This is a genomic window from Leclercia sp. W17 (assembly GCF_003336325.1).
GTDB lineage: Bacteria > Pseudomonadota > Gammaproteobacteria > Enterobacterales > Enterobacteriaceae > Enterobacter.
Genome location: NZ_CP031101.1, coordinates 4,464,938 through 4,491,043 on the forward strand (window position 1 = coordinate 4,464,938; position 26,106 = coordinate 4,491,043).

The window sequence follows — 26,106 nt, forward strand, 5'->3', positions numbered from 1 at the left end:
TTTTGCATTTACCGGGCTGTGATGAAGTGCGGATATCGAACGTCACAGGAGATCCGCCATGAGCAGGACCCCGGTTTTAGAGATGCGCAACATTGCCAAAACCTTTGGCAGCTTTCACGCGCTGAAGGGTGTGGATCTGACGGTCTTCCCCGGTGAGATCCACGCGCTAATGGGTGAAAACGGCGCCGGAAAAAGTACGCTGATGAAAATTCTCGCCGGGGCTTATATCGCCACCAGCGGCGAGATCCTGATCGACGGCAAGCCGTTTCACATCAAAGGCCCGAAAGATGCCCTGGCGGCGGGCATCACCCTGATTTATCAGGAGATGCAGCTCGCCCCCAACCTTACCGTGGCCGAAAACATCTTCCTCGGCAGCGAGCTGTCGCGCGGCGGACTGGTGCAGCGTAAAGAGATGGCGGCCCAGGCCCAGGCGGTGATTGACCGGCTCGGCGCCCAGTTTAAGGCCACCGATCTGGTGATGAAGCTGACCATCGCCGAGCAGCAGCAGGTGGAGATTGCCCGCGCGCTGCACCGCAACAGCCGCATTCTGGTGATGGATGAACCCACCGCCGCCCTCTCCTCTCGCGAAACCCATCGTCTGTTTGAACTGATTTTGCGCCTGCGCGATGAAGGGATGGCGATTATCTATATCAGCCACCGCATGGCGGAGGTGTATGAACTGTCGGATCGCGTCAGCGTGCTGCGTGACGGCCAGTATGTCGGCAGCCTGACCCGCGACAAGCTCAACGCTGCTGAACTGGTGCGGATGATGGTCGGGCGTCCGTTGAGCGATCTGTTCAATAAAGAGCGCGATATCCCTCTCGGCAGCCCGCGCCTGAATGTCCACCATCTGACCGACGGTGGCAAAGTGCAGCCCTGTAGCCTGCTGGTGCGCTCCGGCGAAATCGTCGGGCTCGCCGGGCTGGTGGGGGCCGGGCGTTCGGAGCTGGCCCAGCTGATTTTTGGCGTGCGCAAGGCCACCGGCGGCATGATTGAGGTCGATGGCGAGCCGGTGGTGATCCACTCTCCGCGTGCCGCCATTGAACACGGCATCGGTTTTTTAACCGAGAACCGCAAGGAGCAGGGGCTGTTCCTTGAGCTGGCGGCGCAGGAGAACATCACCATGGCGACGCTGGAGCGCGACGCCACCTTCGGCATGCTTAACCGCAAAAAAGCGCAGTCGATCTCCGATGACGCCATCGCCCTGCTTAACATTCGCGTGCCGCATTCCCAGGTGCGGGCGGGCGGCCTCTCCGGTGGCAATCAGCAGAAGCTGCTCATCTCCCGCTGGGTGGCGATTGGCCCACGCATTCTGATCCTCGACGAGCCGACCCGCGGCGTGGATGTCGGCGCCAAAAGCGAGATCTACCGGATCATGAACCAGATGGCGCGCAAAGGGGTGGCGATCCTGATGATCTCCAGCGAACTGCCGGAAGTGGTGGGCATGAGCGATCGCGTCTATGTGATGCGCGAAGGGAGCATCGCTGGCGAGCTGCATCGGGCCGATATCACACAAGAAAACATCATGACGCTGGCGACCGGCGTCAACGACTCTCATCACCAGGCGGTAAAATCATGAGCCAACAAAATAGTCCGCAACAGGTGGCCAAAGCGGCCTCCGCCAAAAAAATGCTGATGGGCGATCTGATGCAAACCATCGGGATCCTGCCGATATTGATCCTGATTGTCGCCGTCTTTGGTTTTATCGCCCCTAACTTCTTTACCGAAAGCAACCTGCTGAACATCACCCGTCAGGCCTCCATCAATATCGTGCTGGCGGCGGGGATGACCTTCATCATTCTGACCGGCGGCATCGACCTCTCGGTAGGCTCGATTCTGGGCACCACCGCGGTGGCGGCGATGGTGGTGTCGCTGATGCCGGAGCTCTCCATGCTCTCGGTCCCGGCGGCCCTGATGCTCGGACTGGTGCTGGGCACCATCAACGGGGCGCTGGTGGCCTTTGCCGGATTGCCCCCCTTTATCGTCACGCTCGGCACCTACACGGCGCTGCGCGGGGCGGCCTACCTGCTGGCGGACGGCACCACGGTGATTAACTCCAGCATCAGCTTTGAGTGGATCGGCAATAACTACCTCGGGCCGGTGCCATGGCTGGTGGTGATCGCCCTCGCGGTCATCGTCATCTGCTGGTTCATCCTGCGCCGCACCACCCTCGGGGTACACATCTACGCGGTGGGCGGCAACATGCAGGCGGCGCGCTTAACGGGCATCAAGGTCTGGATGGTACTGCTTTTTGTCTACGGCATAAGCGGCCTGCTCTCGGGTCTGGGCGGAGTGATGAGCGCCTCGCGGCTCTACAGCGCCAACGGCAACCTTGGCACCGGCTATGAGCTGGACGCCATCGCCGCGGTGATCCTCGGCGGCACCAGCTTTGTCGGCGGCATCGGCACCATCACCGGCACGCTGGTGGGGGCGCTGATTATCGCCACCCTTAACAACGGCATGACGCTGATGGGCGTCTCCTACTTCTGGCAACTGGTGATCAAAGGGGCGGTGATCATCATTGCGGTACTGATCGACAAATACCGTACCCGACACCATCAAAGTGCATAACAACAATACCCTACATAACGAGGACGAAAAATATGCGTTTAAAACCTCTTGTTACCGCGCTCTGTGCTGGCGCACTGCTTGCAGCAACCCCGTTTGTCCAGGCCAAAGAGCTGAAGTCCATCGGCGTGACGGTGGGCGATCTGGCGAACCCGTTCTTTGTGCAGATCACCAAAGGGGCGGAGCTGGAAGCGCGCAAACTGGCGGGAGATAACGTGAAAGTGACGCTGGTCTCCAGCGGTTACGATCTCGGCCAGCAGGTGTCGCAGATTGATAACTTCATCGCTGCGAAGGTCGATATGATCATTCTCAACGCCGCAGACTCGAAGGGGATCGGCCCGGCGGTGAAGCGCGCGAAAGATGCCGGGATCGTGGTGGTGGCGGTTGACGTGGCGGCAGAAGGCGCCGATGCGACCATCACCTCCAACAACACCCAGGCGGGCGAGATGGCCTGTAAGTTGATTACCGACCGTCTGAAAGGCAAAGGCAACGTGGTGATCATCAACGGACCGCCGGTTTCTGCGGTACAGAACCGCGTGGAAGGGTGCCAGACCGAATTTAAAAAACATCCGGATATCAAGGTGCTCTCGGATAACCAGAACGCCAAGGGCAGTCGTGAAGGCGGGCTGGAGGTGATGACCTCCCTGCTGGCCGCCAATCCGAAGATCGACGGCGTGTTCGCCATCAACGATCCGACGGCGATCGGGGCCGATCTGGCGGCGAAACAGGCGCAACGTAACGAGTTCTTTATCGTTGGCGTGGATGGTTCCCCGGATGCGGAAGAGGCGCTGAAGCGCGAAAACTCCCTCTTTATCGCCACCCCGGCGCAGGACCCGCAGGTGATGGCGGCGAAAGCGGTAGAGATTGGCTATGGCATTCTGCAGGGCAAACCGGCGCCGAAAGAGCCGGTGCTGATCCCGGTGACGATGATCGATAAGAACAACGTCGGCACCTATAAGGGCTGGACGGTTAAGTGAGATCGGTGCAGAGCCTCTTTATCAGGGGCTCTGCATATCACGTAAGGAGTTACCATGAAACGCTCCGAAATTAACGAAATCCTCGGCCACACGCGGCAGTTTTTCTCCATGCACGATGTGCATTTGCCCCCCTTTGCCAGCTTCCCCCCTGCCCGCTGGCAGCAGCTCGACGCACAGGCCTGGCGCGAAGTGTTCGACCTGCGTCTTGGCTGGGACGTGACCGCCTTCGGCGGCGATAACTTTGCCGTCCAAGGGCTGACCCTTTTTACCCTGCGCAACGGCTCGCCCGGCGGCAAGCCGTGGGCCAGATGTTACGCGGAAAAGATCATGCACGTGCGCGACGGCCAGGTCACGCCGCTGCATTTCCACTGGCGTAAACGCGAGGACATCATTAACCGCGGCGGCGGCAATCTGATTCTTGAGCTGTGGAACGCCGATGAAAATGAGCAGAAAGAGGATGGCGATATTACGGTCTCCATCGACGGGTGCCAGCAGACTCACGCGGCAGGCAGCCATATCCGTCTCGCGCCGGGAGAGAGCATCTGTCTGCCGCCCGGTTTGTACCACAGCTTCTGGGGTGAAGAGGGCTTTGGGGATGTGCTGGTGGGCGAGGTCTCCTCGGTGAATGATGACGATACCGACAACCATTTCCTGCAACCCACCGCCCGCTATAACAACATTGATGAAGACGAACCGGCCGTGCTAGTGCTGTGTAACGAGTACAACCTGTTTCGTCTGTAAGGAGTGAACATGCCGCTTATCTCTCTCGCCGACGGGCTGGCGCATGCCCGGGAACAGCGTTACGCGCTGGGGGCGTTTAACGTCCTCGACTCTCACTTCCTGCGGGCGCTCTTTGCCGCGGCCCACCAGGAGAGCTCGCCCTTTATCATCAACATTGCCGAAGTGCACTTTAAGTACGTGTCGCTCGATTCACTGGTGGAGGCGGTGAAATTTGAAGCCGCCCGGCATGACATTCCGGTGGTGCTGAACCTCGATCACGGTCTGCATTTCGAGGCGGTGGTACGGGCGCTGCGCCTGGGGTTCAGCTCGGTGATGTTCGACGGCTCAACGCTGAGCTACGAAGAGAACATCCGCCAGACGCGGGAAGTGGTGAAGATGTGCCACGCGGTGGGCGTGTCGGTGGAGGCGGAGCTGGGCGCAGTGGGGGGCGATGAGGGCGGCGCCCTGTACGGTCACGCCGACGAAGCCTTTTTCACCGATCCGGCCCTGGCGCGGGAATTTGTCGACCAGACCGGCATTGATGCCCTGGCGGTAGCCATCGGCAATGCCCACGGCAAGTACAAGGGGGAGCCGAAGCTCGATTTCGCCCGTCTTGACGCTATCCGCCAGCAAACCGGCCTGCCGCTGGTGCTGCACGGCGGCTCCGGGATCGGTGACGCCGATTTTCGCCGCGCCATTGAGCTTGGGATCCACAAAATTAACTTCTATACCGGCATGTCCCAGGCGGCGCTGGGGGCCGTGGAGCAGCGCATGGCCAACCGGCAGCCGCTGTATGACGAGTTTGCTGAGCTGTTGCTGGGCATCGAAGAGGCGATTACCGACACCGTCGCCGCGCAGATGCGTATCTTCGGCAGCGCGGGGCAAGCATAATGGAACGCCGGGGCATTATCGCGGCGGGTAATATGCTGGTGGACCATGTCCACCAGATTGTGCAGTGGCCGGAGCGCGGCTGGCTGGCGGAGATCACCCACAGCGAGCGCGCCACCGGCGGCGCACCGCTCAACGTGCTGTTAACCTTGGCAAAAATGCATACCGGGATCCCGCTGCAGGCGGTCGGGCTGGTGGGGGAGGATAACGACGGGGATTACATTCTCGCCATGCTCGACCAGTATCACGTCAACCGCCAGCGGGTAGAGCGCACTACCTTTGCCCCCACCTCCATGTCGCAGGTGATGACCGACCCCAGCGGCCAACGTACCTTTTTCCACTCACCGGGGGCGAACCGCCTGCTGGATCTGCCCGCCTTTGACCGGCTCGATTACAGCATGAAGATCTTCCATCTGGGTTACCTCCTGCTGCTCGACAGCCTGGATATGCCGGACGACGAATATGGCACCCGCAGCGCGCGGCTGCTGGCGCGGATGCGCGATCTGGGGTTTAAAACGTCCCTCGATCTGGTGTCGCGTAAGGGTGATCCGCGCTATCAGCCGCTGGTGCTCCCTGCCCTACGCCATCTCGACTATCTGGTGATTAACGAGCTGGAGGCGGGCGAGTTCAGCGGCCTGCCGATGCGCGATGACTAGGATGCGCCGGTGATCGCTAATATTGCCGCGGCGGCGGCAGATCTGCTGGCGGCGGGGGTGAAGTCACGGGTAGTGATTCATTGCCCGGAGGGGGCGTGGGGAGAGGAGCCGGGCCAGGCGGGAAGCTGGATCCCCTCGTGGCGGCTTACGCAGGAGGAGATTGTCGGCAGCGTCGGGGCTGGCGATGCCTTCTGCGCCGGATTTTTGTATGGCTGCCACGAATCGCTGTCGCTGACGGAGAGTATTCAGATGGCGCACGCCTGCGCCCGCGCCAGCCTGCTGGCCGCCAACGCCATCGACGGGGCAAAAACGTTGCAGGAGCTGCAGCTGTTTATTGAGGAGAACCGCCTGGTCTAGGCCGCCCTGTCGCCATGCTGCACGTCGGCGGCAAAGACGTAGCCCAGCCCGCGGATGGTTTTAATCAGCAAGGGCTGATGAGGATTGATTTCGATTTTGCGTCGCAGGCGCATGATCAGCACGTCGATGGTGCGGTCAAACACCTCCGCGCTTTCGCTGTGGGTCAGCTCCAGCAGCTGTTCCCGGCTCAGTACACGCCGGGCATTCTGGGTGAGCGCCAGCAGCAGACCGTATTCGCCCTGGGTCAGGGAGACCACGTTGCGCGCGGCGTCAATTAGCTCGCAGCGGGCGGTATCCAGCGTCCAGCCGTTAAAGCCGATCCCGCCTGCCCGCGGGACCGCTGCAGGCTCCGCCGCCAGCGCGCCGGTGCGACGGAGCACGGCCTTGACGCGCGCCACCACCACCCGGGGGTTAAAGGGTTTGCCGATATAATCGTCCGCCCCCATCTCCAGCCCCACCACCACATCCGACTCGCTGCCAAGACCCGTGAGCATAATGACCGGCAGCTCAGGACGCTGCTTTTGCAGTTGCTGTAATACCTGCAGGCCGTTGATATCCGGCAGCATCATATCGAGCAAAACCAGCGCAATATCCGGCATCTGGCAGGTCAGACGCAGCGCATCCTGCCCGTTGTGGCAGACATGGACGGTAAAGACGTGCTCGTTGAGAACGTCCTGCAACAGTTCGCAGACCGCGGTGTCGTCATCGACCACCAGAATTGCTGGTTTCATTACGGGACCCCATAGAGAAGATAAAGATCAGTCTGGCCCATTCTGTGCAAGGCTCCAGCCCAAACGCCTTTTCCATCACGAATCTTCAACCGCCGTCACATCCCCCGTCACTTCCGCTGTCGCAATTTTTGCCGCAGGCCTGTTTTTCGTCAGGGTATTGCCCAGGATTCACCCGTAAAGTCAGGGAAAAACCACAACAAGAATGCGGCTTAGAGGCGGCATACTCAACCGACATATCAGCATCATGTGAAACTGGAGCGAGATCGATGAAAAACGTCATCACGGTTTGCCCCTATTGCGCATCAGGTTGCAAGATCAACCTGGTGGTCGATAACGGCACAATCGTCCGGGCGGAGGCGGCCAACGGCAAAACCAACCAGGGCACGCTGTGCCTGAAGGGCTACTTCGGCTGGGATTTTATTAACGATACCCAAATCCTCACCCCGCGGCTGAAAAGCCCGATGATCCGCAGAACGCGCGGCGACAAGCTGACGCCCGTTTCGTGGGAAGCGGCGCTGGATTACGTCGCCAGCCGCCTCACCGCCATCAAGGAAAAGCACGGCCCGGACGCGATCCAGACCACCGGCTCGTCACGCGGCACCGGGAATGAAACCAACTATCTGATGCAGAAGTTTGCGCGCGCCGTTATCGGCACCAATAACGTCGACTGCTGCGCCCGCGTCTGACACGGCCCCTCGGTTGCAGGTCTGCACCAGTCGGTCGGCAATGGCGCCATGAGCAATGCCATCAACGAGATTGATAACACTGCGTTAGTCTTTATTTTTGGCTATAACCCGGCGGATTCGCACCCGATTGTCGCCAACCATATTCTGCGCGCGAAACAGAACGGGGCAAAAATCATTGTCTGCGATCCACGGCGCATCGAAACCGCCCGCATTGCCGATATGCATATCGCGTTGCGAAACGGCTCGAATATCGCCCTGCTCAATGCCATCGGCCACGTGATTATTGCCGAGCAGCTCTACGATCGGGCCTTCGTTGCCAGCCGCACGGAGGGCTTTGATGAGTACCGTAAAATCGTTGAACGCTATACGCCCGAGTCGGTGGAGACCATCACCGGCGTGAGCGCGGGAGAGATCCGCCAGGCGGCACGCCTGTATGCCGGGGCCAACACCGCTACCCTGCTGTGGGGCATGGGGGTGACCCAGTTCTGGCAGGGGGTGGAAACCGTGCGTGCGCTCACCAGCCTTGCCATGCTTACCGGCAATCTCGGCAAAGCCCACGTGGGGGTCAACCCGGTGCGCGGGCAGAATAACGTGCAGGGTGCCTGCGACATGGGGGCACTGCCGGATACCTATCCGGGCTACCAGTACGTTAAGTTTCCGGAAAACCGTGAGAAATTTGCCAAAGCCTGGGGCGTGGAGAGCCTGCCGGCGAACCCCGGCTACCGTATCAGCGAGCTGCCGCACCGCGCGGCCCACGGCGAGGTGCGGGCGGCGTACATCATGGGCGAAGACCCGCTGCAAACCGATGCTGAGCTCTCGGCAGTGCGCAAAGCTTTTGACGACCTTGAGCTGGTGATTGTCCAGGATATCTTTATGACCAAAACCGCGGCAGCAGCGGACGTGATCCTGCCCTCCACCTCCTGGGGCGAGCATGAAGGGGTCTACACCGCAACCGATCGCGGCTTCCAGCGCTTCTTCAAAGCCGTGGAGCCGAAGTGGGACCTGAAAACCGACTGGCAGATTATCAGCGAGATTGCCACCCGGATGGGTTATCCGATGCACTACGACAACACCCAGCAAATCTGGGACGAGCTGCGCCAGCTCTGCCCGGCCTTTAAGGGGGCAACCTACGAGAAGATGGGCGAGCTGGGCTATATTCAGTGGCCCTGCCGGGACGAGTCGCCGGAAGATCGGGGCACCTCATACCTGTTCGCCGAGAAATTCGATACCCCGAACGGGCTGGCGCAGTTCTTCACCTGCGACTGGATGGCGCCGATGGATACGCTGTCGCCAGAGTATCCGATGGTGCTCTCCACCGTGCGCGAAGTGGGTCACTACTCCTGCCGCTCCATGACCGGCAACTGTGCGGCGCTGTCGGCGCTGGCAGATGAGCCCGGCTATGTGCAAATCAACACCGGGGATGCCAAACAGCTGGGCATTGAGGATGACGCCCTGGTGTGGGTCACCTCCCGTAAAGGCCGGGTCATCACCCGGGCCCAGGTGAGCGATCGGCCAAACAAAGGTGCGGTATACATGACCTACCAGTGGTGGATTGGTGCCTGCAACGAGCTGGTAACGGAAAACCTGAGCCCGATAACCAAAACGCCGGAATATAAATATTGTGCCGTGCGCCTCGAGCCGATAGCGGATCAAGCTGCCGCCGAGCGCTATGTTATCGATGAATATAATGCGTTGAAAAAGCGTTTACGGGATACCGCGATGGGGTGATGTAACACTTGAAGTATGACGGGTATAAAGAGTGAACAACACGAAGTGGCGGCTAATTAGCCTGCGCAGCAGGCTAACTTCAGCGGGCGGGGAGACCCGCCCGGCTTGTAGGTAGTGGAGGTCTTAACGCACCCATTTTTTTCTTCACATCGCCCGCTTATACTGCCCGCTATCTACCCCTACGAAAATAACGCATGAAACTTCTTTATCTGTTGTTGATCCTTTTTACTTCTCTGGCGAGCGCCGAGGAGATTGGCGGCCAGTACCGGAAGCAGGCTGAAGCGGGCGACAGTCGGGCCCAGTACTATCTTGCCGAAACCTGGTACAGCTCGGGTGATGATAAGCAGGCCGAAATCTGGGCCGAAAAAGCAGCGAAAAACGGCGATATCGATGCCATGGCGCTGCTGTCCCAAATCAAGTTAAAGCACGGCGATTTAGCCCAGGCCAAAGGACTTGCGCAGCAGGCGACCGTCGCCGGGAGTTCACCGGGGGCCGTAATGCTGGCGCGGCTGCTGGTAAACACCCGGGCCGGGAAGACCGACTATCCGCAGGCGCTGAGCTTACTGCACAAGGTCGCTGAGAATACCGAAGACGACGCCGCCGTTGATGCCCAGCAGCTGCTGGGGCTGATCTACGCCAACGGCGTGGAAGTGGCGCAGGATGATGTGCAGGCCGCGCGGTGGTTTAAGCAGAGTTCCACCCTGTCGCGCACAGGCTATGCGGAGTACTGGGCGGGCCAGATCTTTAAGCAGGGCGAGGAAGGATTTATCACCCCCAATAAACAGAAGGCGCTCTATTGGTTGAATCTGAGCTGTAGCGAAGGGTTTGATACCGGATGTGAGGAGTTTGATGCGTTAAGCGGGGAGTAAATGCCCGGCGGCACTACGTTTGCCGGGCCTACGGTGATGTAGGCCGGGTAAGCGAAGCGCCACCCGGCTTTTCACTTTACTGGTCAGCCGTCTTATCAAACCGCCCCAGCACCTCGCGCTCATAGGCCAGCGCTTTTTTACGGTCAAACTTGTGTTCCCACTTGGCAATCACCAGCACCGCCAGCGCGTTACCCACCACGTTCAGCGCGGTACGCGCCATGTCGAGGATACGGTCAACACCGGCGATAAACGCCAGTCCTTCCAATGGAATGCCCACACTGCCCAGGGTCGCCAGCAGCACCACAAACGACACGCCCGGCACACCGGCAATGCCTTTTGAAGTCACCATCAGCGTCAGCACCAGCACAATCTCCTGCCACAGGGAGAGGTCAATGCCGTACAGCTGGGCAATAAAGATCGCGGCGATACTCTGGTACAGCGTGGAGCCATCAAGGTTAAAGGAGTAGCCGGTCGGCACCACGAAGCTGGTGATCGACGCCGGCGCGCCGTAAGCCTCCATCTTCTGGATGATGCGCGGCAGCACGCTTTCAGAGCTGGCGGTGGAGTACGCCAGAATCAGCTCGTCCTTCAGAATGCGGATCAGGATCCAGATGCTCAGCCCGCACATACGCGCCACTAAACCCAGCACCACCAGCGCGAAGAAGATGATGGCGAAATGGACCAGCAGTACCAGCTTCGCCAGCGGCCACAGGGAAGCAAAACCGAAGTTCGCCACCGTCACGGAGATCAGCGCAAACACCCCTACCGGCGCATAGCGCATCACCATGTGGGTCACTTTAAACATGGTTTCAGAGATGGAGCGGAACACGGTCACCAGCGGCTCGCGGTGGGCGGAGGGCAGCGACGCCAGCCCCAGACCAAACAGCACCGAGAAGAAGATGATCGGCAGCATTTCTCCCTTCGCCATCGACGCCACGATATTGGTCGGCACCAGCGACAGGATCGTCCCCATCAGGCCATGGGAGTGACTCTGCACATCGGCGGTTGTGCTCTGGTATTTCGAAATATCCACCGTCGCCAGCTGCGACATATCAATGCCCGCGCCCGGCTGGAACACATTCGCCAGCGTGATGCCGAGAACGATGGCCACCGTAGTGATCACTTCGAAATAAAGGATAGTTTTCGCGCCGATGCGGCCCAGTTGCTTCGCGTCACCCACCCCGGCAATCCCCACCACCAGCGTCGAGATAACAATCGGCACCACAATCATCTTGATCAGATGAATAAAGATATCGCCAGCAGGCGACAGTAAGTTGGCGATCAGCCATTCGCGGCTGTCACTGTGATAATGCAGATAACTACCCAGCAAGATACCCAGCACAAGGGCCAGCAAAATTTGCCAGGCCAGGCTGACTTTCAAATTTTTCATAACAAGAGACTTCCTCAACGAAGTGTTCGTACTCGTAAAACGAAGGGGACGACACATACTGAAAGGGTATGAATTGTGTTGCGTTCATTTATGGGGTTTTTTAACGCGCGGTATCAGTACCATTTGCACGGCATGCTGCGCAAGCCTTTAAGAACGAGGCATTTGACTGACAAAAGAGGTGGTTACGCTAATTTGTATCGATGATGATAAATAACCTTTTGTAATGAAAACGCTTTTTTATCCATAAAAGCAAATAATCCTCAAGAGCAATTATTTTCCTTCAAAGTGTCATTTGCGCGTTTTTTGTTCTCTTTAACATTTGCGTGATCTGTCGCCCAAATAGTAAACAAAGCTGCCAAAGCCCCTACAATTAACGTTTTTGCGACATATTATTAACATCCTACAAGGAGAATAAAAGCCATGAGCCAAGTCCATAAACACGACATTCCCGCAAATATTGCGGACCGTTGCCTGATTAACCCTGAGCAGTACCAGGAGAAGTATCAACACTCCATCACCAACCCTGACGCTTTCTGGGGCGAACAGGGCAAAATCCTTGACTGGATCACGCCCTATCAGACGGTCAAGAACACCTCTTTTGCCCCAGGTAACGTCTCTATTAAATGGTATGAAGACGGTACGCTGAACCTGGCCGCCAACTGTCTGGATCGCCACCTCGCCGAGCGCGGTGACCAGACGGCGATCATCTGGGAGGGCGACGACGCCACCCAGAGCAAAAATATCACCTACCGCGAACTGCACCGCGATGTCTGCCGCTTTGCTAACGTGCTGCTGGCTCAGGGCATCAAGAAAGGCGACGTGGTTGCCATCTATATGCCGATGGTGCCGGAAGCGGCCGTGGCGATGCTGGCCTGCGCCCGCATCGGCGCCGTGCACTCTGTGATCTTTGGCGGCTTCTCGCCGGAAGCGGTGGCCGGGCGCATTATCGACTCCAGCTCCAAACTGGTGATCACCGCCGACGAAGGCGTGCGTGCTGGCCGTGCCGTTCCGCTGAAAAAGAACGTCGATGACGCGCTGAAAAACCCTAATGTAAACAGCGTCAACAGCGTGATTGTGCTCAAGCGCACCGGCAACGCCATTGAATGGCATGAGGGGCGCGACCTCTGGTGGAGCGACCTGATTGAGCAGGCCAGCGACCAGCACCAGCCGGAAGCGATGAACGCGGAAGATCCGCTGTTTATCCTCTATACCTCCGGCTCAACCGGTAAGCCGAAGGGCGTCCTGCACACCACCGGCGGCTATCTGGTCTATGCGGCCACCACCTTTAAGTATGTCTTTGATTATCATCAGGGCGATATCTACTGGTGCACCGCTGATGTGGGCTGGGTCACCGGCCACAGCTACCTGCTGTACGGCCCGCTGGCCTGCGGCGCCACCACCCTGATGTTTGAAGGGGTGCCAAACTGGCCGACCCCGGCGCGCATGAGCCAGGTGGTGGACAAACACCAGGTCAATATTCTCTACACCGCCCCGACCGCGATCCGCGCCCTGATGGCGGAAGGCGATAAGGCGATTGAAGGCACCGACCGCTCATCCCTGCGTATCCTCGGTTCCGTGGGTGAGCCGATCAACCCGGAAGCCTGGGAGTGGTATTGGAAGAAGATCGGCAACGAGAAGTGCCCGGTGGTCGACACCTGGTGGCAGACCGAAACTGGCGGGTTCATGATCACCCCGCTGCCGGGCGCCACCCAGCTGAAAGCCGGTTCCGCGACCCGTCCGTTCTTTGGCGTTCAGCCTGCGCTGGTGGATAACGAAGGCACGCCGCTGGAAGGGGCCACTGAGGGCAACCTGGTCATCACCGACTCCTGGCCGGGTCAGGCTCGCACCCTGTTTGGCGATCACGATCGCTTTGAGCAGACCTACTTCTCCACCTTCAAAAATATGTACTTCAGCGGCGACGGCGCGCGTCGTGATGAAGACGGCTACTACTGGATCACCGGGCGCGTGGACGACGTGCTGAACGTCTCCGGCCACCGTCTGGGGACCGCCGAGATCGAATCTGCCCTCGTGTCACATCCGAAAATCGCCGAAGCGGCGGTGGTCGGTATTCCACACAACATCAAAGGCCAGGCGATCTATGCCTACGTCACCTTAAACCACGGCGAAGAGCCGTCACCCGAGCTCTATACCGAAGTGCGTAACTGGGTGCGGAAAGAGATTGGCCCGCTTGCCACCCCGGACGTGCTGCACTGGACCGACTCGCTGCCGAAAACTCGCTCCGGCAAAATCATGCGCCGTATTCTGCGCAAGATTGCGGCGGGGGATACCAGCAATTTAGGCGACACCTCTACGCTCGCCGATCCTGGCGTGGTGGACAAACTGCTCGAAGAGAAGCAGGCCATCGCAATGCCATCGTAATACCCTCACCTTAGCCCTCTCCCTTAAAGGGAGAGGGGAATATAAAAACCACCCCAAAGGATTTCGCGTTGCAGGTACGTGACTGCTCAGGCTGCGTGAAAACCGAAGGGGGATACCTCTGGAGATTCTGTGATGAATGACAATATTTGTCAGCAGATAGAGAACAGTGCGCACTACAGGGAACTGGTGGATAAACGGCAACGGTTTGCCTTCATTCTCTCTATTATCATGCTGATCATCTACGTGGGCTTTATCCTGCTGATCGCCTTTGCGCCGCACTGGCTGGGCACGCCGCTGCATGCGGGCACCAGCGTCACGCGCGGCATCCCTATCGGCATCGGTGTGATTGTCGTTTCGTTTGTGCTGACTGGCGTCTACGTCTGGCGCGCTAACGGTGAGTTCGACCGTCTGAACAAAGCGGTTCTGCGCGAGGTAAAAGCATCATGAAGAGAGTCCTGACGGCGCTTGCCGCCGCCCTCCCCCTCGCGGCAAATGCCGCCGATGCCATTGGCGGCGCGGTTGAACGCCAGCCGACCAACTGGCAGGCGATTGTGATGTTCCTGATCTTCGTGGTGCTGACGCTGTACATCACCTACTGGGCGTCGAAACGCGTACGCTCCCGTAACGATTACTACACCGCGGGCGGCAACATTACCGGTTTTCAGAACGGGCTGGCCATCGCCGGTGACTTTATGTCGGCGGCCTCCTTCCTCGGCATCTCCGCGCTGGTCTATACCTCCGGCTACGACGGGCTGATCTACTCTCTGGGCTTCCTCGTCGGCTGGCCGATTATTCTGTTCCTGATCGCCGAACGCCTGCGTAACCTGGGACGTTATACCTTTGCCGACGTGGCATCTTATCGCCTGAAACAGGGGCCGATTCGTACCCTTTCCGCCTGCGGCTCGCTGGTGGTGGTGGCCCTCTACCTGATCGCCCAGATGGTGGGAGCCGGCAAGCTGATCCAGCTGCTGTTCGGCCTGAACTACCATGTCGCGGTGGTGCTGGTGGGGGTGCTGATGGTGATGTATGTCCTGTTTGGCGGCATGCTCGCCACCACCTGGGTGCAGATCATCAAAGCCGTGCTGCTGCTGTTCGGCGCCAGCTTTATGGCCTTTATGGTCATGAAGCATGTCGGCTTCAGCTTTAATAACCTCTTTACCGAAGCGATGGCGGTACACCCGAAAGGCGAAGCGATCATGAGCCCCGGCGGGCTGGTGAAAGATCCGATCTCGGCGCTGTCGTTAGGGCTGGGCCTGATGTTTGGTACCGCGGGCCTGCCGCACATTCTGATGCGTTTCTTCACGGTGTCAGATGCGCGCGAAGCGCGTAAAAGCGTCTTCTACGCCACCGGCTTTATGGGTTACTTCTACATCCTGACCTTTATCATCGGCTTCGGCGCCATCATGCTGGTGGGTGCAAACCCGGCCTTCAAGGATGCGGCGGGCGCGCTGATTGGCGGCAACAACATGGCGGCAGTCCATCTGGCTGACGCGGTGGGCGGCAACCTGTTCCTCGGCTTTATCTCCGCCGTGGCCTTCGCCACGATTCTGGCGGTGGTGGCTGGCCTGACCCTGGCGGGTGCTTCTGCGGTCTCCCACGACCTCTATGCCAACGTCTGGCGTAAAGGCGCCTCTGAACGCGACGAACTGAAGGTCTCCAAAATCACCGTTCTGGTCCTGGGGGTCGTCGCCATTCTGCTGGGGATCCTGTTCGAGAATCAGAACATCGCCTTTATGGTGGGGCTGGCCTTCTCCATTGCGGCAAGCTGCAACTTCCCGATCATTCTGCTCTCTATGTACTGGTCGAAGCTGACCACCCGCGGAGCGATGATTGGCGGCTGGCTCGGCCTGCTGACGGCGGTGATCCTGATGATCCTCGGCCCGACCATCTGGGTGCAGATCCTCGGTCACGAAAGCGCCATCTTCCCGTATGAGTACCCGGCGCTCTTCTCCATTGCCGTGGCCTTTATCGGCATCTGGGTCTTCTCGGCAACCGATAACTCGCCGGAAGGCAACCTGGAACGCGAGAAGTTCCGCGCCCAGTTTATCCGCTCCCAAACCGGCCTGGGTGTCGAACAGGGCCGCGCGCACTAAAATCCCCTCCCCGGCCGCTGGTCGGGGATCACATTTTTTTCCCCTTCTGGTGACGTTTATCACGTCGCCAGAACAGAAAAAGCCGATGCGGATCACAGGCTTTATCTGCAATCCGCAACCTCCATCACACTTTTCCCGATTCCACGCCGATCCCCCGCATTCCCTACCCGCAGCATACAGACAACCCCGACCGCAGTTTTTATTCTTTAGTTACAGCGACTCGCCGAGGCTTCTGGCAAAGCGCTCCAGCCGAGCCGGGCTCAGCAACAGCGGCAGGAAGAGCGGGCTGCTGGCGGGCGGTTCTGTCAGCCAGCGATCCAGGGTGTCGCTGAAGTGCAGCAGCCGCTGCTGATGCTGCTTCAGGATGTCGGCAGGCAGACTTTGCGGACCGTAGTGATCCAGCCACACGACGTCGGTCACGGCGGCGGCGACATGAGAGAACATCTGGCTGTAGATCTCCGCGCTGCGCCAGGCGGCCAGCAGGATCGCCAGGGTGTCGTCCGGGCAGGTTATACGCGGCATCAGTTCACGCAGGTTGTGCAGCGTACGTGACGCCAGGAAGCAGGCGGCCTCTTTTTCCAGCGCCACCCGTTCACGCTGCTCTTTGCCAAGAACAGGATCGTCGGCGGGCATCAGCGGCTGCCAGGCGTGCAGCCAGTTGGCGCTGCGGGTGTCCGTATGGAGCAATTGCTGCGCCTGGGCAATGCTCTCCGGGATCTGGCTCTGGTAGTGCAGCCGCCGTCCGAGGAAGTTTGGCGTTTTGCACAGCCAGTCGTAGCTGGCGTGGAGGATGGCCGAAAGCTGATGTTTGTCCGCCAAAGCGCGAAAGCCGAACTGATGGTGTTCAGCCCAACGCTCGAAGGTAGCGGGCAGCGCGGCATCGGCGGCATGGTTGGCGGCAGAGAGGCCAAACAGGTTGATGGCGTTGACGGAGTCCATCACCCGGCTGTCGGGCAACCACTGCCAGCTCACGCGGGAGGTAATCGCTTCGATTTCGTTTTCTGTGGCGCTGAGCGCCCAGCTTAAGCGGCCACCAATCTCATCGGCCAGATAGCATGGCAGGGCAGTCCAGCCGTAGCCGATACCGAAGAGATCGTATTCGATCCACTTTTTATGCCCCGGCAGGTTGGCGATGTTGGGATGGTTGGCAAAACCGGGGTGGTAATCCAGCTCGGTGGCTTTTACCGAGGCGCGCACGTCGTCCGGGAGCGTCGCCAGAATGCCGGAGAGCTGCTGTCGCGGCCAGCTGTTGTCAATGAAGTCGCGCAGGATGAGCTTTTTTCCCTGGGCGCGCAGTAGGCTCCAGACATCATGCAGGCTTTGCTGCCAGCGGCTGGTCTGAAAGTCTGGCGTCGTCAGGCTGAGAATAAGCCCGCCGAGATGGGGCAGCGCCTGTAAAAGCGGATGCAGTATCGCGGCATAAAAAGGGTGCCAGAAATCGGGCGCGTGCTTTTCGTCGAACGTCAGTTCCGGAAACTTACGCTTAATAATGTCGTCATTGGGCGCGGCCTCACCCTGAAGCCAGAACGATAAATTATTTTCCGCCAGGTAACTGTCGACGCGTTTTAAATAGTGCAGGGCGTAATTTTGCTGATGAATAAGGTTCTCGACGTTGAGTTTCTGGCTTAGCGGCGAGGGCGTCGCAAGTATTGAAAGCAGTTCCTGTTGGTGCAGGATGATGCCAGTGAAACCGTGCTGTTTCGCGCTTTTCACCCCCTGAATAAACCAGGGCCAGTGCCAGATAAACGTGCTGTTCAGCTCCATCAGTTGATGGGGAATACGTTTCATTGCGTCACCTGCTGATATTAATTCTGTTATTTAATCGAGGATGCCATGAAAAAATATGCTCTGGTCGGAACCGGCGGTCGCGCGGGTTTATATATTTCCGCCATCGGTGGCGCCTGGCGGGAAAATGCCAGACTGGTCGCGTTCTGTGATACTAACAAGACGCGCATGCAGTACGCCAATCAGTTATTAAAAAACGAAAGGGCGGAGCCGGTTTCCACCTGGCTGGCGGCGCAGTTTGAAGAGATGATCCGCGAGACGCAGCCCGATATCGTCATTGTTACCACCATGGACCGTACCCATGATGACTACATCGTGCGCGCCCTGCACGCTGGCTGCGATGTGATCACCGAAAAGCCGATGACCATCGACGAACAGCGCGCCTTGCGCATACTCGATGCCATTGAAGAGACGGGCCGTAGCGTGCGCGTGGCCTTCAACTACCGCTACGCGCCGCACCACAGTAAAGTGCGCGAACTGCTGATGCAGGGGACCATCGGCAAGGTCACCTCGGTCCATTTCGAGTGGCTGCTCAACACCGAACACGGCGCGGACTACTTCCGCCGCTGGCACCGGGAAAAGCGCAACAGCGGCGGCCTGCTGGTGCATAAATCCACCCACCACTTCGATCTGATGAACTTCTGGCTGGGCAGCTACCCGGAACGGGTTTACGCCGAAGGCAGCCTGCAGTTCTACGGCAGAGAAAATGCGGAGAAACGCGGCGTGACCCGGTTCTACCCGCGCGCCCACGGCTTTGCCGACGCGAAAGACGACCCGTTTGCGCTGCATATGGAAGAGAATGCGCAACTTAAGGCGCTCTATCTGGACGCCGAACACGAAGATCGCTACTTCCGCGATCAGAGCGTCTTCAGCGACGGGATCACCATCGAAGATACGATGTCGGTGCTGGTGAAATACCAGAACCAGGTCCAGCTCACCTACTCCCTCAATGCCTACCTGCCGTGGGAAGGGCTGAACGTGGTCTTTAACGGCACTGAAGGACGTCTTGAAATGAAGATCGTCGAGAAGTCCTACGTCAATGCCGGGGGCGAGCGCGAAAATGAGGGCAGCCTGGAGCAGTGCGACCTCACCGTCTTCCCGATGTTTGCCGAACCCTGGAAAGCGGAATTCAGCCTCGGCGAAGGGGGCCACGGCGGCGGCGACAACGCGATGCTGGCCGACCTGTTCGGCGAGCCACGCCACGATCCGCTGCAGCGCGCAGCCGACCACCGTGCCGGGGCTATGTCTATCCTCACCGGCATTGCGGGCAATATCTCCATGCAGCAGCAGCGTCCGGTCAACTTTAAGGAGTTTGAGCTGGTATCCCGTCTGACGAAACGCTAAGCGTCTCACCCCGGCGCGGCCCGCTGCCGCGCCGGAACCGCCGGTAGTATTTTGCAGTTACTCACCTGTTTAATAACAATATTTATGCCTCTGTTCCGGAGACAATAATGAAAAAACTCGTTTCAGGTGTTATCGCATCGCTGTTATTTTCCTGTACCTCTGTCTGGGCACAAGCGCCCGTTGAACTACGCATGTCGTGGTGGGGTGGCAACAGCCGCCACCAGGCCACACTCAAGGCGCTGGAAGCCTCCGAAAAAGCGCATCCGGAGATTAAGGTCAAGCCCGAATACACCGGCTGGGACGGGCATCTTTCGCGCCTGACCACCCAGATGGCGAGCGGCACCGAGCCGGATGTAATGCAGACCAACTGGCCCTGGCTGATCCTCTTTTCCAAAAACGGCGAAGGGTATTACGACCTGAATAAGCTGAAAGCGGAGCTCGATTTAAGCCAGTACCAGGCGCAGGATCTGCAATCGACCACGGTGAAAGGCAAGCTCAACGGCCTGCCGATCTCGGTCAACGCCCCGGTCTTTTACTACAACGACGTCACCTGGCAGAAAGCCGGGCTGGCGTATCCGAAAACCTGGGACGACTTTTTTGCCGCCGGGAAAGTGTTCCAGCAGAAGCTCGGCAACAACTACTACCCCTACGCCATGGTCGATCAGGATGTCATTTTGCTGCTCAATGCGTACATGATGCAGACCCACCAGAAGCCGATGTTCAACAGCGATGGCACCTTTGCATGGAACGATGCCCAATGGGTCGAGGCCTTCGATTTTGTGAAACGTCTGAGCGATGACCACGTTCTGCCGTCGCCAAAGACCCTCTCCTCCTACGGCAAGGGCAATCTCTATGAGATGAAGCCGTGGATTAACGGCGAGTGGGGCGGGCTCTTCACCTGGAACATCACCATTCGCATGTTTGCCAACAACATGACGCCACCGGCGAAGCTGGTGCTGGGCGACTACGTGATGCAGCCCGGCACAGAGGAGTCCGGAGTTTACTTCAAAACGGCGCAGATGCTGTCGGTGGCAAAATCCACTAAACATCCGAAAGAGGCGGCGATTCTGGTGAATTATCTGCTTAACGATCCGCAGTCGGTGGAGGCTCTTGGGCTGGAGCGCGGCATTCCGCTCAACAAGGCGGCGGAGGCGCAGCTGACGGAGAAAGGGGTGATTGACCCGCAGGATCCGGTAATTGCCGGGCTACGCCAGGCACAGTCGCTGCACACCACAGTCGTCGCCACGCCCTATATTGAGGATTTACAGGTGATCGACCAGTTCACCTCGGCGCGGGAAAAACTGGAACAGGGCCAGGCATCCGCTCAGGTCGCGGCGGATTTCCGCCAGAAGGTGGAGCGGATTGTGCGCAGACTTAACCGTTAGAGTATTGCCCGGCGGCGCTGCGCTTGCACGGGCCTACGGTCTTTGTAGGCCGGGTAAGCGCAGCGCCACCCGGCAGAAAACGGCTCAGAACATCAACCAGCCCACCAGCGGGGCCACCAGCACCATCACCACGCCGGAGAGCATCATCACCAGGCTGGCCACCACGCCCTCCTGCTGGCCCAGCTCGTAGGAGCGCGCGGTGCCCGCTCCGTGGGAGGCCGCGCCAAACCCGGCCCCTTTCGCCATCCCTTCGCGGATCGAGAGCCGCAGAAACAGCATATCCCCTACCGCCATACCAAACACCCCGGTGACCACCACGAACAGCGCCACCAGATCCGGCTGTCCGCCGAGCGGTTTTGCCGCGGCCAGAGCAAAGGGCGTGGTGACGGAGCGAACCGCCAGGCTACGCTGGATCTCGTCCGACAGGGTAAACAACCGCGCCAGCCAGACCGAGCTGGTGACGGCCACTACCGTGGCGGTGATCACCCCGGCGGAGAGCGACATCCAGTGGCGCTTTATCACCGCGAGGTTATCGTAAACCGGCACCGCAAAGGCGATGGTCGCCGGACCCAGCAGCCACAGCAGCCAGTGCGCTTCGCCAATATAGTTCTGCCACGAGATATGCCCCCACACCAGCATCATCACCAGCAGGATCGGGGTGAAAACCAGCGGCATCAGGGGCAGTTTACGAAAGCGGCGGTAGAGGCGCTTGTTGGCAAAATAGACCACCAGCGTCACCACCAGACAGAGGACGCTGACCTGAAAGTTAGTCATGTTTCTGCCTGCTGATCTCAAAGCGGTAGACTTTATCCACCACCCACGCGGTCGCGCCCAGCACCATTAGCGTGCTCAGGGCGATCACCGCAAAGATACGCCAACCGTCCACCATCAGCAGCTGAACGTAATTGACCACTGCCACCACTGCCGGAACGAAAAAGAGCAGCATCTCCGCCAGCAGCCAGCGCGACCCCGCCCGCACCCAGCTAAGAGGAATGACGCGACAGAGGATCAGGCTGAACATCAGCACCATGCCGACCAGATTGGCTGGCAGCGGCAGATGGAGCCAGCGAACAAGGTATTCAGCGAAGACAAAAAGAGCGGCATAGAGCAGGACCTGAACCGGTACCTGGAGTCGTTGCACGACGGCAGGCGTAACGCGACCTAACGCCACGGTCATGGGGGATTTCCTCAAAATGAGACGGAGCGCCAGTATAGTCAGCGCACGTAATTGACTGAAATGAATTAAAATCATCAAAGGTATAGTTTCGAGGAATAGTCATGGACATACGCACGCTGCGTTACTTTGTCGAAGTGGTCCGCCAGCAGAGTTTTACCCGCGCCGCGGAGAAGCTCTTTGTTACCCAGCCCACCATCAGCAAAATGCTGAAAAACCTCGAAGATGAACTGAACTGTACCCTGCTGATCCGTGACGGGCGCAAGCTGCTGCTGACCGACACAGGCCGCGTGGTGTTTGAACGCGGGCTGGCGATCCTGGCGGAGTTTCGCCAGCTGGAGGCCGAGCTTGGCGACATTAACCACCTGAACAAGGGCATACTGCGCCTCGGCATCCCGCCAATGGTGGGAATGATGATGGCCGGCCCTATCGGTCTGTTTCGCCAGCGTTACCCCGGCGTGGAGCTAAAAATTTCTGAATTTGGCGGCTTAACCGTCCAGCAGGCGGTGATCAACGGCGAGCTGGATCTGGCCATGACCGCCCTGCCGGTGGAAGAGGATAGCGGTCTGACGGCGCTGCCGCTGTTCAGCCATCCGCTCTGTGTGCTGGTGCCGCGCTCCGGCAGCTGGTTGTCGCTTGACGCCATCAATCCTGAACTCCTCGCCGAGCATCCGCTGCTGATCTACAACGAAGATTTTGCCCTCAGCCGCCAGCTGATGCAGCTGTTTAACCAGCACGGCGTTAAGCCGCGTATCGCGGTGCGTAGCGGGCAGTGGGACTTTCTGGCGGCGATGGTGCAGGCGGGGGTCGGGATTGCAATATTGCCGCAGCCCATCTGCGAGCGGCTGGATAAAAAGACCCTGCGCTGGATCCCGCTCCAGAGCGATCTGCACTGGCAGTTGGGGATGATCTGGCGGGAAGGGGTCTATCTGTCGCACAGCGCACAGGCGTGGTTGAAATGCTGTGAAGGGTTTTGGGTGGGAGAGTAGCGCCGGGTGGCGGCGTCGCCTTACCCGGCCTACGGTTTAGCAGGCCCGGTAAGCGCAGCGCCACCGGGCAATCAACCACTACGGCTTCTCAACCAACAGCGCTTCCATCAGGTCGAGATCGTGCAGCAGTTTTTGCAGCGTCTCGTTGCTGATCTCCCGGGTGGCGCGCAGATGATACAACTCCGCACGTTCGGCGCGCAGGGCGGCCAGGCGGAAGCGACGCTCCAGGTTCTCTTCCTGCAGCGAGCTCTCTACATCATTTCGGCCATCCGCGCGGCGGCGCAGGTTACCAATGACCCGCGAGCTCACCTCTTTCAGCAGCTGCGTATCGAGGTTCTCTTCGGTATCTGCGGCCATTCGCTCTTCCATCTTCTGGATGGTGACAATCGCCACTTCCGCGGTGGCCGCCCGGGCGATACGCGCCTCTTTATGCTGTTGAACGTGATCGCCCACCTCCATATGTTGCAGCAGGATGGGCAGCATCACCACGCCGACAAACAGCGAGAACAAGATCACCCCCGCCGCCAGGAACACCAGCTCATAGCGGGCCGGGAAGACGTCGCCGGTCGGCAACAGCAGCGGAATGGAGAGCACACCGGCCAGAGTGATCGCCCCGCGCACCCCGGCGAAGGTGGAAATCAGCAGCTCACGAGTGGACCAGGAGCCAAACTCCATCGGTTTCTTTTTCAGGAAACGCATGCTGAACTTTTTCATCGTCCACAGCCAGCCGAAACGCACCAGCATCAGCGCGGCGTAAATCAGCACAATATCGGTAAACAGCATCCAGGTTTCGACATTCGGGTCGGCCTCAGCCGCCACCAGGGAGGACTCCAGGATGCCCGGCAACTGCAGGCCCAACAGCAGGAAGACCATGCCGTTAAAGACAAACTCCAGCATCGACCAGGTGCTGTTGGCGCGCAGGCGCATCGCCAGCGGCGCGCGGCGCATGACACCAGCACGCGTGATGGTCATCCCCGCCGCCACCGCGGCCAGAATGCCCGATACACCAAGGTGTTCCGCAATCAGGTACGACGCGAACGGCAGCAGGAACAGCAGCACGATTTGCGTGGCAGGCTCGTCGCCGCCCCAGCGGCTGAGGAAGCGCAGCGAACGGCCATACAGCCAGCTCACCACAAACCCGGCGAGGATACCGCCAATCGCCACTTTAAAGAATTCAACGGACGCTCCGCCGACGGTGAAGACCATGGTGCCCATCGCCACGGCGACGGCAAACTTCAGCGCCACCAGGCCTGAGGCGTCGTTCATCAGCGCCTCACCTTGCAGGATGCCCATGATTTTCTTCGGAATGCGTCCTTCGCCCACGATCCCGGAGAGCGCCACGGCATCGGTTGGCGACAGCACCGCCGCCAGCGCGAAGGCCGGTATCAGCGGGATCCCCGGCACCACCCAGTAGATGAGAAAGCCAATCCCCACCACGGTGACCACCACCAGCGCCAGCGCCAGGCCCAGGATCTCGCGCCCGTGTTCGAGGAACTCACGGGTTGGCGTTTTCCAGCCGTCGGCAAACAGCAAAGGAGGAATAAACAGCACCAGAAACAGTTCGGGATCAAACTCGACATGCAATCCGAACGTCGGCCACGCCAGCAGAGCACCGATGGCGATCTGCATCAGCGGCAGCGGTAACTGAAAGGGCAGTACGCGGGTGACTACCCCGGAAAGTGAGACCAGAAGGGTCATGATGAGTATTGTGAAGAAAATTTCCATGCGATCCCTGTTTGCGATAAATCTGTTCGTTTAAGCCATTGGCATCTTGCCTTAGTCTACCTTCCCCAGAGTAACGCATAAGACAACGAGATGTGTTCCGAAAATGAAAACGGGCGGCCTGAGCCACCCGTCTTTTTGCGCAGTTGACAGCTTAGATCGCCCAGCCGCCCGCGTAAAACGCCACCAGTGCCACGGCAATCACCACCGTACCGATGTTCAGCTTACGCCATTCACCGGAGACGATACGCCCGATCACCAACGACGCGAAACCGATCATGATGCCGGTAACGATGTTACAGGTCAGCACGATAAATACCGCGGTGATCAGACCGGCCATTGCGTCAACGAAGTCGGCAAAGTCAATTTTCGCCACGTTGCTCAGCATCAGCAGGCCCACATACATCAGCGCAGGTGCGGTGGCGTACGCCGGCACCAGATAGGACAGCGGCGCGAGGAACAGGATCAGCAGGAACAGCACGCCGATGGTGATCGCCGTCAGACCGGTTTTACCGCCTGCCGCCGTACCCGCCGCCGATTCGATATACACCGCAGCAGGTGCCGCACCTACCAGACCCGAGAAGACGCTACTCAGGGAGTCGGTGGTCAGCGCTTTGCCGCCGTCGATAATCTGGCCATCTTTATCCAGCAGGTTCGCCTGACCGGCTACCGCGCGGATGGTGCCGGTGGCATCAAAGACCGCGGTCATCACCAGCGCCAGCACGCTTGGCAGCACGACAGGGTTGAGCGCGCCCATGATATCCAGGCTGCCAATCAGCGAGTTGCCGTTTTCGTCACTCAGGGATGGCATGGCGAATACGCCGGAGAAGTGTACGGCAGGGTCGAAAATCAGGCCGACAATGGAGACGCCGATGATGGTCAGCAGGATGCCGCCCGGCACTTTCAGTTTTTCCAGACCAATGATCACCGCCAGGCCAATCAGCGACATGATCACCGGGAAGCTGGCGAAATCACCCAGCGCAACCGGCAGACCGTCCAGCGGGTTTTTGATCACCAGACCCACGCCGTTGGCGGCAATCAGCAACAGGAACAGACCGATACCAATCCCGGTGCCGTGCGCAACGCCTTGCGGCAGGTTGCGGAGGATCCAGCTACGGATGCCGGTGGCAGAGATAATGGTAAACAGCACACCCATCAGGAACACGGCGCCCAGCGCAACCGGCACGCTGATCTGCTGGCCCAGCACCAGGCTGAACGCGGTGAAGGCGGTCAGCGAGATGGCGCAGCCGATCGCCAGCGGCAGGTTAGCCCACAGGCCCATCACGATGGAGCCGACACCGGCCACCAGACAGGTGGCGACGAAGACCGCCGCCGGTGGGAAACCGGCTTTACCCAGCATGCCCGGCACCACGATCACCGAGTAGACCATCGCCAGGAAGGTCGTCAGACCGGCAACGATCTCCTGACGCGCGGTGCTGCCGCGGGCAGAAATTTTAAAAAAGGCGTCGAGTGAACCGCCGGTACGCGCAGATGGCGTAGACATAGAAAACATCCCCTGAAAATTATGATTGTCGTCTGTCAGCGTGACGGACACTCCACGACCCGCTAAACCTCATATCCTTGTGCTGCGTTTATGACAAAAAGGGGAGTCATAAAAAAAGCAAACGTTTAGCTTTGCGCTGACAAAACGGGTGTCGAAATGAA

20 protein-coding genes and 1 pseudogene are annotated in these 26,106 nt (G+C 59.2%); 14 read left to right on the forward strand and 7 right to left on the reverse strand.

The features are described 5' to 3' along the window. Positions 1-58 precede the first annotated feature (58 nt). From DVA44_RS22150 to DVA44_RS22175, 6 genes and pseudogenes are all read left to right on the forward strand, one after another. Positions 59-1,579 (forward strand): sugar ABC transporter ATP-binding protein, encoded by a 1,521-nt coding sequence (locus DVA44_RS22150; RefSeq protein ID WP_114316132.1) that lies wholly within the window; start codon positions 59-61, stop codon positions 1,577-1,579. Continuing rightward, positions 1,576-2,571, forward strand: coding sequence for a ribose ABC transporter permease (locus tag DVA44_RS22155; RefSeq protein WP_114388162.1), 996 nt, complete (start codon positions 1,576-1,578; stop codon positions 2,569-2,571). Before DVA44_RS22150 ends, DVA44_RS22155 begins: the two co-directional genes overlap by 4 nt. Positions 2,572-2,603: 32 nt before the next feature. Next, positions 2,604-3,545 (forward strand): ABC transporter substrate-binding protein, encoded by a 942-nt coding sequence (locus DVA44_RS22160; RefSeq protein ID WP_103177891.1) that lies wholly within the window; start codon positions 2,604-2,606, stop codon positions 3,543-3,545. Between the two features lie 54 nt (positions 3,546-3,599). After that, positions 3,600-4,286: a D-lyxose/D-mannose family sugar isomerase gene (locus tag DVA44_RS22165; RefSeq protein ID WP_114388164.1), complete on the forward strand. Its 687-nt coding sequence runs from the start codon at positions 3,600-3,602 to the stop codon at positions 4,284-4,286. 9 nt (positions 4,287-4,295) lie between these two features. Continuing rightward, the gene (locus DVA44_RS22170) at positions 4,296-5,156 is read left to right on the forward strand and encodes a ketose 1,6-bisphosphate aldolase (RefSeq protein ID WP_114388165.1); all 861 of its coding nucleotides are present in this window, start codon (positions 4,296-4,298) and stop codon (positions 5,154-5,156) included. Next, positions 5,153-6,166 (forward strand): annotated as a pseudogene (locus DVA44_RS22175) (carbohydrate kinase family protein). The gene DVA44_RS22170 and the pseudogene DVA44_RS22175 overlap by 4 nt, the downstream one beginning before the upstream one ends. On the opposite strand, the gene DVA44_RS22180 reads toward DVA44_RS22175, so the two are convergent. Beyond that, positions 6,163-6,897 (reverse strand): response regulator, encoded by a 735-nt coding sequence (locus DVA44_RS22180; protein ID WP_114388166.1) that lies wholly within the window; start codon positions 6,895-6,897, stop codon positions 6,163-6,165. The pseudogene DVA44_RS22175 and the gene DVA44_RS22180 sit on opposite strands and share 4 nt — an antisense overlap. Before the next feature lie 266 nt (positions 6,898-7,163). Here DVA44_RS22180 and fdhF point away from each other — a divergent pair, with 266 nt between their 5' ends. Then, a complete protein-coding gene (fdhF, locus tag DVA44_RS22185; RefSeq protein WP_114388168.1) occupies positions 7,164-9,311 on the forward strand; it encodes a formate dehydrogenase subunit alpha in 2,148 nt (715 codons plus the stop codon). A 194-nt stretch (positions 9,312-9,505) separates the two neighbouring features. Next, positions 9,506-10,180, forward strand: a complete 675-nt coding sequence (locus DVA44_RS22190; protein ID WP_114388169.1) for a tetratricopeptide repeat protein — start codon at positions 9,506-9,508, stop codon at positions 10,178-10,180. A 76-nt stretch (positions 10,181-10,256) separates the two neighbouring features. Here DVA44_RS22190 and gltP read toward each other — a convergent pair whose 3' ends face one another. Then, complete coding sequence (gltP, locus tag DVA44_RS22195) at positions 10,257-11,570, reverse strand: glutamate/aspartate:proton symporter GltP (RefSeq protein WP_103825416.1); 1,314 nt, start codon at positions 11,568-11,570, stop codon at positions 10,257-10,259. Between the two features lie 420 nt (positions 11,571-11,990). On the opposite strand from gltP, the gene acs reads away from it, so the two are divergent. From acs to actP, 3 genes are all read left to right on the forward strand, one after another. Further along, the gene (gene acs / locus DVA44_RS22200) at positions 11,991-13,949 is read left to right on the forward strand and encodes an acetate--CoA ligase (RefSeq protein ID WP_103177882.1); all 1,959 of its coding nucleotides are present in this window, start codon (positions 11,991-11,993) and stop codon (positions 13,947-13,949) included. A 132-nt stretch (positions 13,950-14,081) separates the two neighbouring features. Next, positions 14,082-14,396 carry a DUF485 domain-containing protein gene (locus DVA44_RS22205; protein ID WP_103825415.1) on the forward strand — a complete coding sequence of 105 codons (315 nt, stop codon included), beginning with the start codon at positions 14,082-14,084 and terminating at the stop codon, positions 14,394-14,396. After that, the gene (actP, locus tag DVA44_RS22210; RefSeq protein ID WP_103177880.1) at positions 14,393-16,042 is read left to right on the forward strand and encodes a cation/acetate symporter ActP; all 1,650 of its coding nucleotides are present in this window, start codon (positions 14,393-14,395) and stop codon (positions 16,040-16,042) included. Before DVA44_RS22205 ends, actP begins: the two co-directional genes overlap by 4 nt. Positions 16,043-16,252: 210 nt before the next feature. On the opposite strand, the gene DVA44_RS22215 is transcribed toward actP, so the two are convergent. Continuing rightward, entirely contained in the window at positions 16,253-17,830 is a 1,578-nt protein-coding gene (locus DVA44_RS22215; RefSeq protein ID WP_114388171.1) for a hypothetical protein, read from the reverse strand. A gap of 45 nt (positions 17,831-17,875) precedes the next feature. Between DVA44_RS22215 and DVA44_RS22220 the strand changes: the two genes are divergently transcribed. Together DVA44_RS22220 and DVA44_RS22225 are read left to right on the forward strand one after the other, a co-directional pair. Further along, positions 17,876-19,171, forward strand: coding sequence for a Gfo/Idh/MocA family protein (locus DVA44_RS22220; protein WP_114388172.1), 1,296 nt, complete (start codon positions 17,876-17,878; stop codon positions 19,169-19,171). Positions 19,172-19,278: 107 nt separating this feature from the next. Continuing rightward, on the forward strand, positions 19,279-20,556 hold the full coding sequence (locus DVA44_RS22225) for an ABC transporter substrate-binding protein (protein WP_114388173.1): 1,278 nt from the start codon (positions 19,279-19,281) through the stop codon (positions 20,554-20,556). An 84-nt stretch (positions 20,557-20,640) separates the two neighbouring features. On the opposite strand, the gene DVA44_RS22230 is transcribed toward DVA44_RS22225, so the two are convergent. Together DVA44_RS22230 and DVA44_RS22235 are read right to left on the reverse strand one after the other, a co-directional pair. Then, positions 20,641-21,330, reverse strand: a complete 690-nt coding sequence (locus tag DVA44_RS22230; RefSeq protein WP_114388175.1) for an LrgB family protein — start codon at positions 21,328-21,330, stop codon at positions 20,641-20,643. Continuing rightward, positions 21,323-21,733 carry a CidA/LrgA family protein gene (locus DVA44_RS22235; protein WP_103177875.1) on the reverse strand — a complete coding sequence of 137 codons (411 nt, stop codon included), beginning with the start codon at positions 21,731-21,733 and terminating at the stop codon, positions 21,323-21,325. Before DVA44_RS22235 ends, DVA44_RS22230 begins: the two co-directional genes overlap by 8 nt. 101 nt (positions 21,734-21,834) lie before the next feature. On the opposite strand from DVA44_RS22235, the gene DVA44_RS22240 reads away from it, so the two are divergent. Beyond that, entirely contained in the window at positions 21,835-22,719 is an 885-nt protein-coding gene (locus tag DVA44_RS22240) for a LysR family transcriptional regulator (protein ID WP_103177874.1), read from the forward strand. 78 nt (positions 22,720-22,797) lie between these two features. On the opposite strand, the gene DVA44_RS22245 is transcribed toward DVA44_RS22240, so the two are convergent. Then, positions 22,798-24,444 carry a Na+/H+ antiporter gene (locus DVA44_RS22245; RefSeq protein ID WP_103825409.1) on the reverse strand — a complete coding sequence of 549 codons (1,647 nt, stop codon included), beginning with the start codon at positions 24,442-24,444 and terminating at the stop codon, positions 22,798-22,800. 151 nt (positions 24,445-24,595) lie between these two features. After that, a complete protein-coding gene (gene ghxP, locus DVA44_RS22250; protein ID WP_103825408.1) occupies positions 24,596-25,945 on the reverse strand; it encodes a guanine/hypoxanthine transporter GhxP in 1,350 nt (449 codons plus the stop codon). Positions 25,946-26,106 lie beyond the last annotated feature (161 nt).

Excerpts from the sequence above, each read along its gene's own strand:
- DVA44_RS22150 (WP_114316132.1), top strand. The coding sequence starts at position 59 with ATGAGCAGGACCCCGGTTTTAGAGATGCGCAACATTGCCAAAACCTTT.
- DVA44_RS22155 (WP_114388162.1), top strand. The coding sequence starts at position 1,576 with ATGAGCCAACAAAATAGTCCGCAACAGGTGGCCAAAGCGGCCTCCGCC.
- DVA44_RS22160 (WP_103177891.1), top strand. The coding sequence starts at position 2,604 with ATGCGTTTAAAACCTCTTGTTACCGCGCTCTGTGCTGGCGCACTGCTT.
- DVA44_RS22165 (WP_114388164.1), top strand. The coding sequence starts at position 3,600 with ATGAAACGCTCCGAAATTAACGAAATCCTCGGCCACACGCGGCAGTTT.
- DVA44_RS22170 (WP_114388165.1), top strand. The coding sequence starts at position 4,296 with ATGCCGCTTATCTCTCTCGCCGACGGGCTGGCGCATGCCCGGGAACAG.
- DVA44_RS22180 (WP_114388166.1), bottom strand. The coding sequence starts at position 6,897 with ATGAAACCAGCAATTCTGGTGGTCGATGACGACACCGCGGTCTGCGAA.
- DVA44_RS22190 (WP_114388169.1), top strand. The coding sequence starts at position 9,506 with ATGAAACTTCTTTATCTGTTGTTGATCCTTTTTACTTCTCTGGCGAGC.
- gltP (WP_103825416.1), bottom strand. The coding sequence starts at position 11,570 with ATGAAAAATTTGAAAGTCAGCCTGGCCTGGCAAATTTTGCTGGCCCTT.
- acs (WP_103177882.1), top strand. The coding sequence starts at position 11,991 with ATGAGCCAAGTCCATAAACACGACATTCCCGCAAATATTGCGGACCGT.
- DVA44_RS22205 (WP_103825415.1), top strand. The coding sequence starts at position 14,082 with ATGAATGACAATATTTGTCAGCAGATAGAGAACAGTGCGCACTACAGG.
- actP (WP_103177880.1), top strand. The coding sequence starts at position 14,393 with ATGAAGAGAGTCCTGACGGCGCTTGCCGCCGCCCTCCCCCTCGCGGCA.
- DVA44_RS22215 (WP_114388171.1), bottom strand. The coding sequence starts at position 17,830 with ATGAAACGTATTCCCCATCAACTGATGGAGCTGAACAGCACGTTTATC.
- DVA44_RS22220 (WP_114388172.1), top strand. The coding sequence starts at position 17,876 with ATGAAAAAATATGCTCTGGTCGGAACCGGCGGTCGCGCGGGTTTATAT.
- DVA44_RS22225 (WP_114388173.1), top strand. The coding sequence starts at position 19,279 with ATGAAAAAACTCGTTTCAGGTGTTATCGCATCGCTGTTATTTTCCTGT.
- DVA44_RS22230 (WP_114388175.1), bottom strand. The coding sequence starts at position 21,330 with ATGACTAACTTTCAGGTCAGCGTCCTCTGTCTGGTGGTGACGCTGGTG.
- DVA44_RS22235 (WP_103177875.1), bottom strand. The coding sequence starts at position 21,733 with ATGACCGTGGCGTTAGGTCGCGTTACGCCTGCCGTCGTGCAACGACTC.
- DVA44_RS22240 (WP_103177874.1), top strand. The coding sequence starts at position 21,835 with ATGGACATACGCACGCTGCGTTACTTTGTCGAAGTGGTCCGCCAGCAG.
- DVA44_RS22245 (WP_103825409.1), bottom strand. The coding sequence starts at position 24,444 with ATGGAAATTTTCTTCACAATACTCATCATGACCCTTCTGGTCTCACTT.
- ghxP (WP_103825408.1), bottom strand. The coding sequence starts at position 25,945 with ATGTCTACGCCATCTGCGCGTACCGGCGGTTCACTCGACGCCTTTTTT.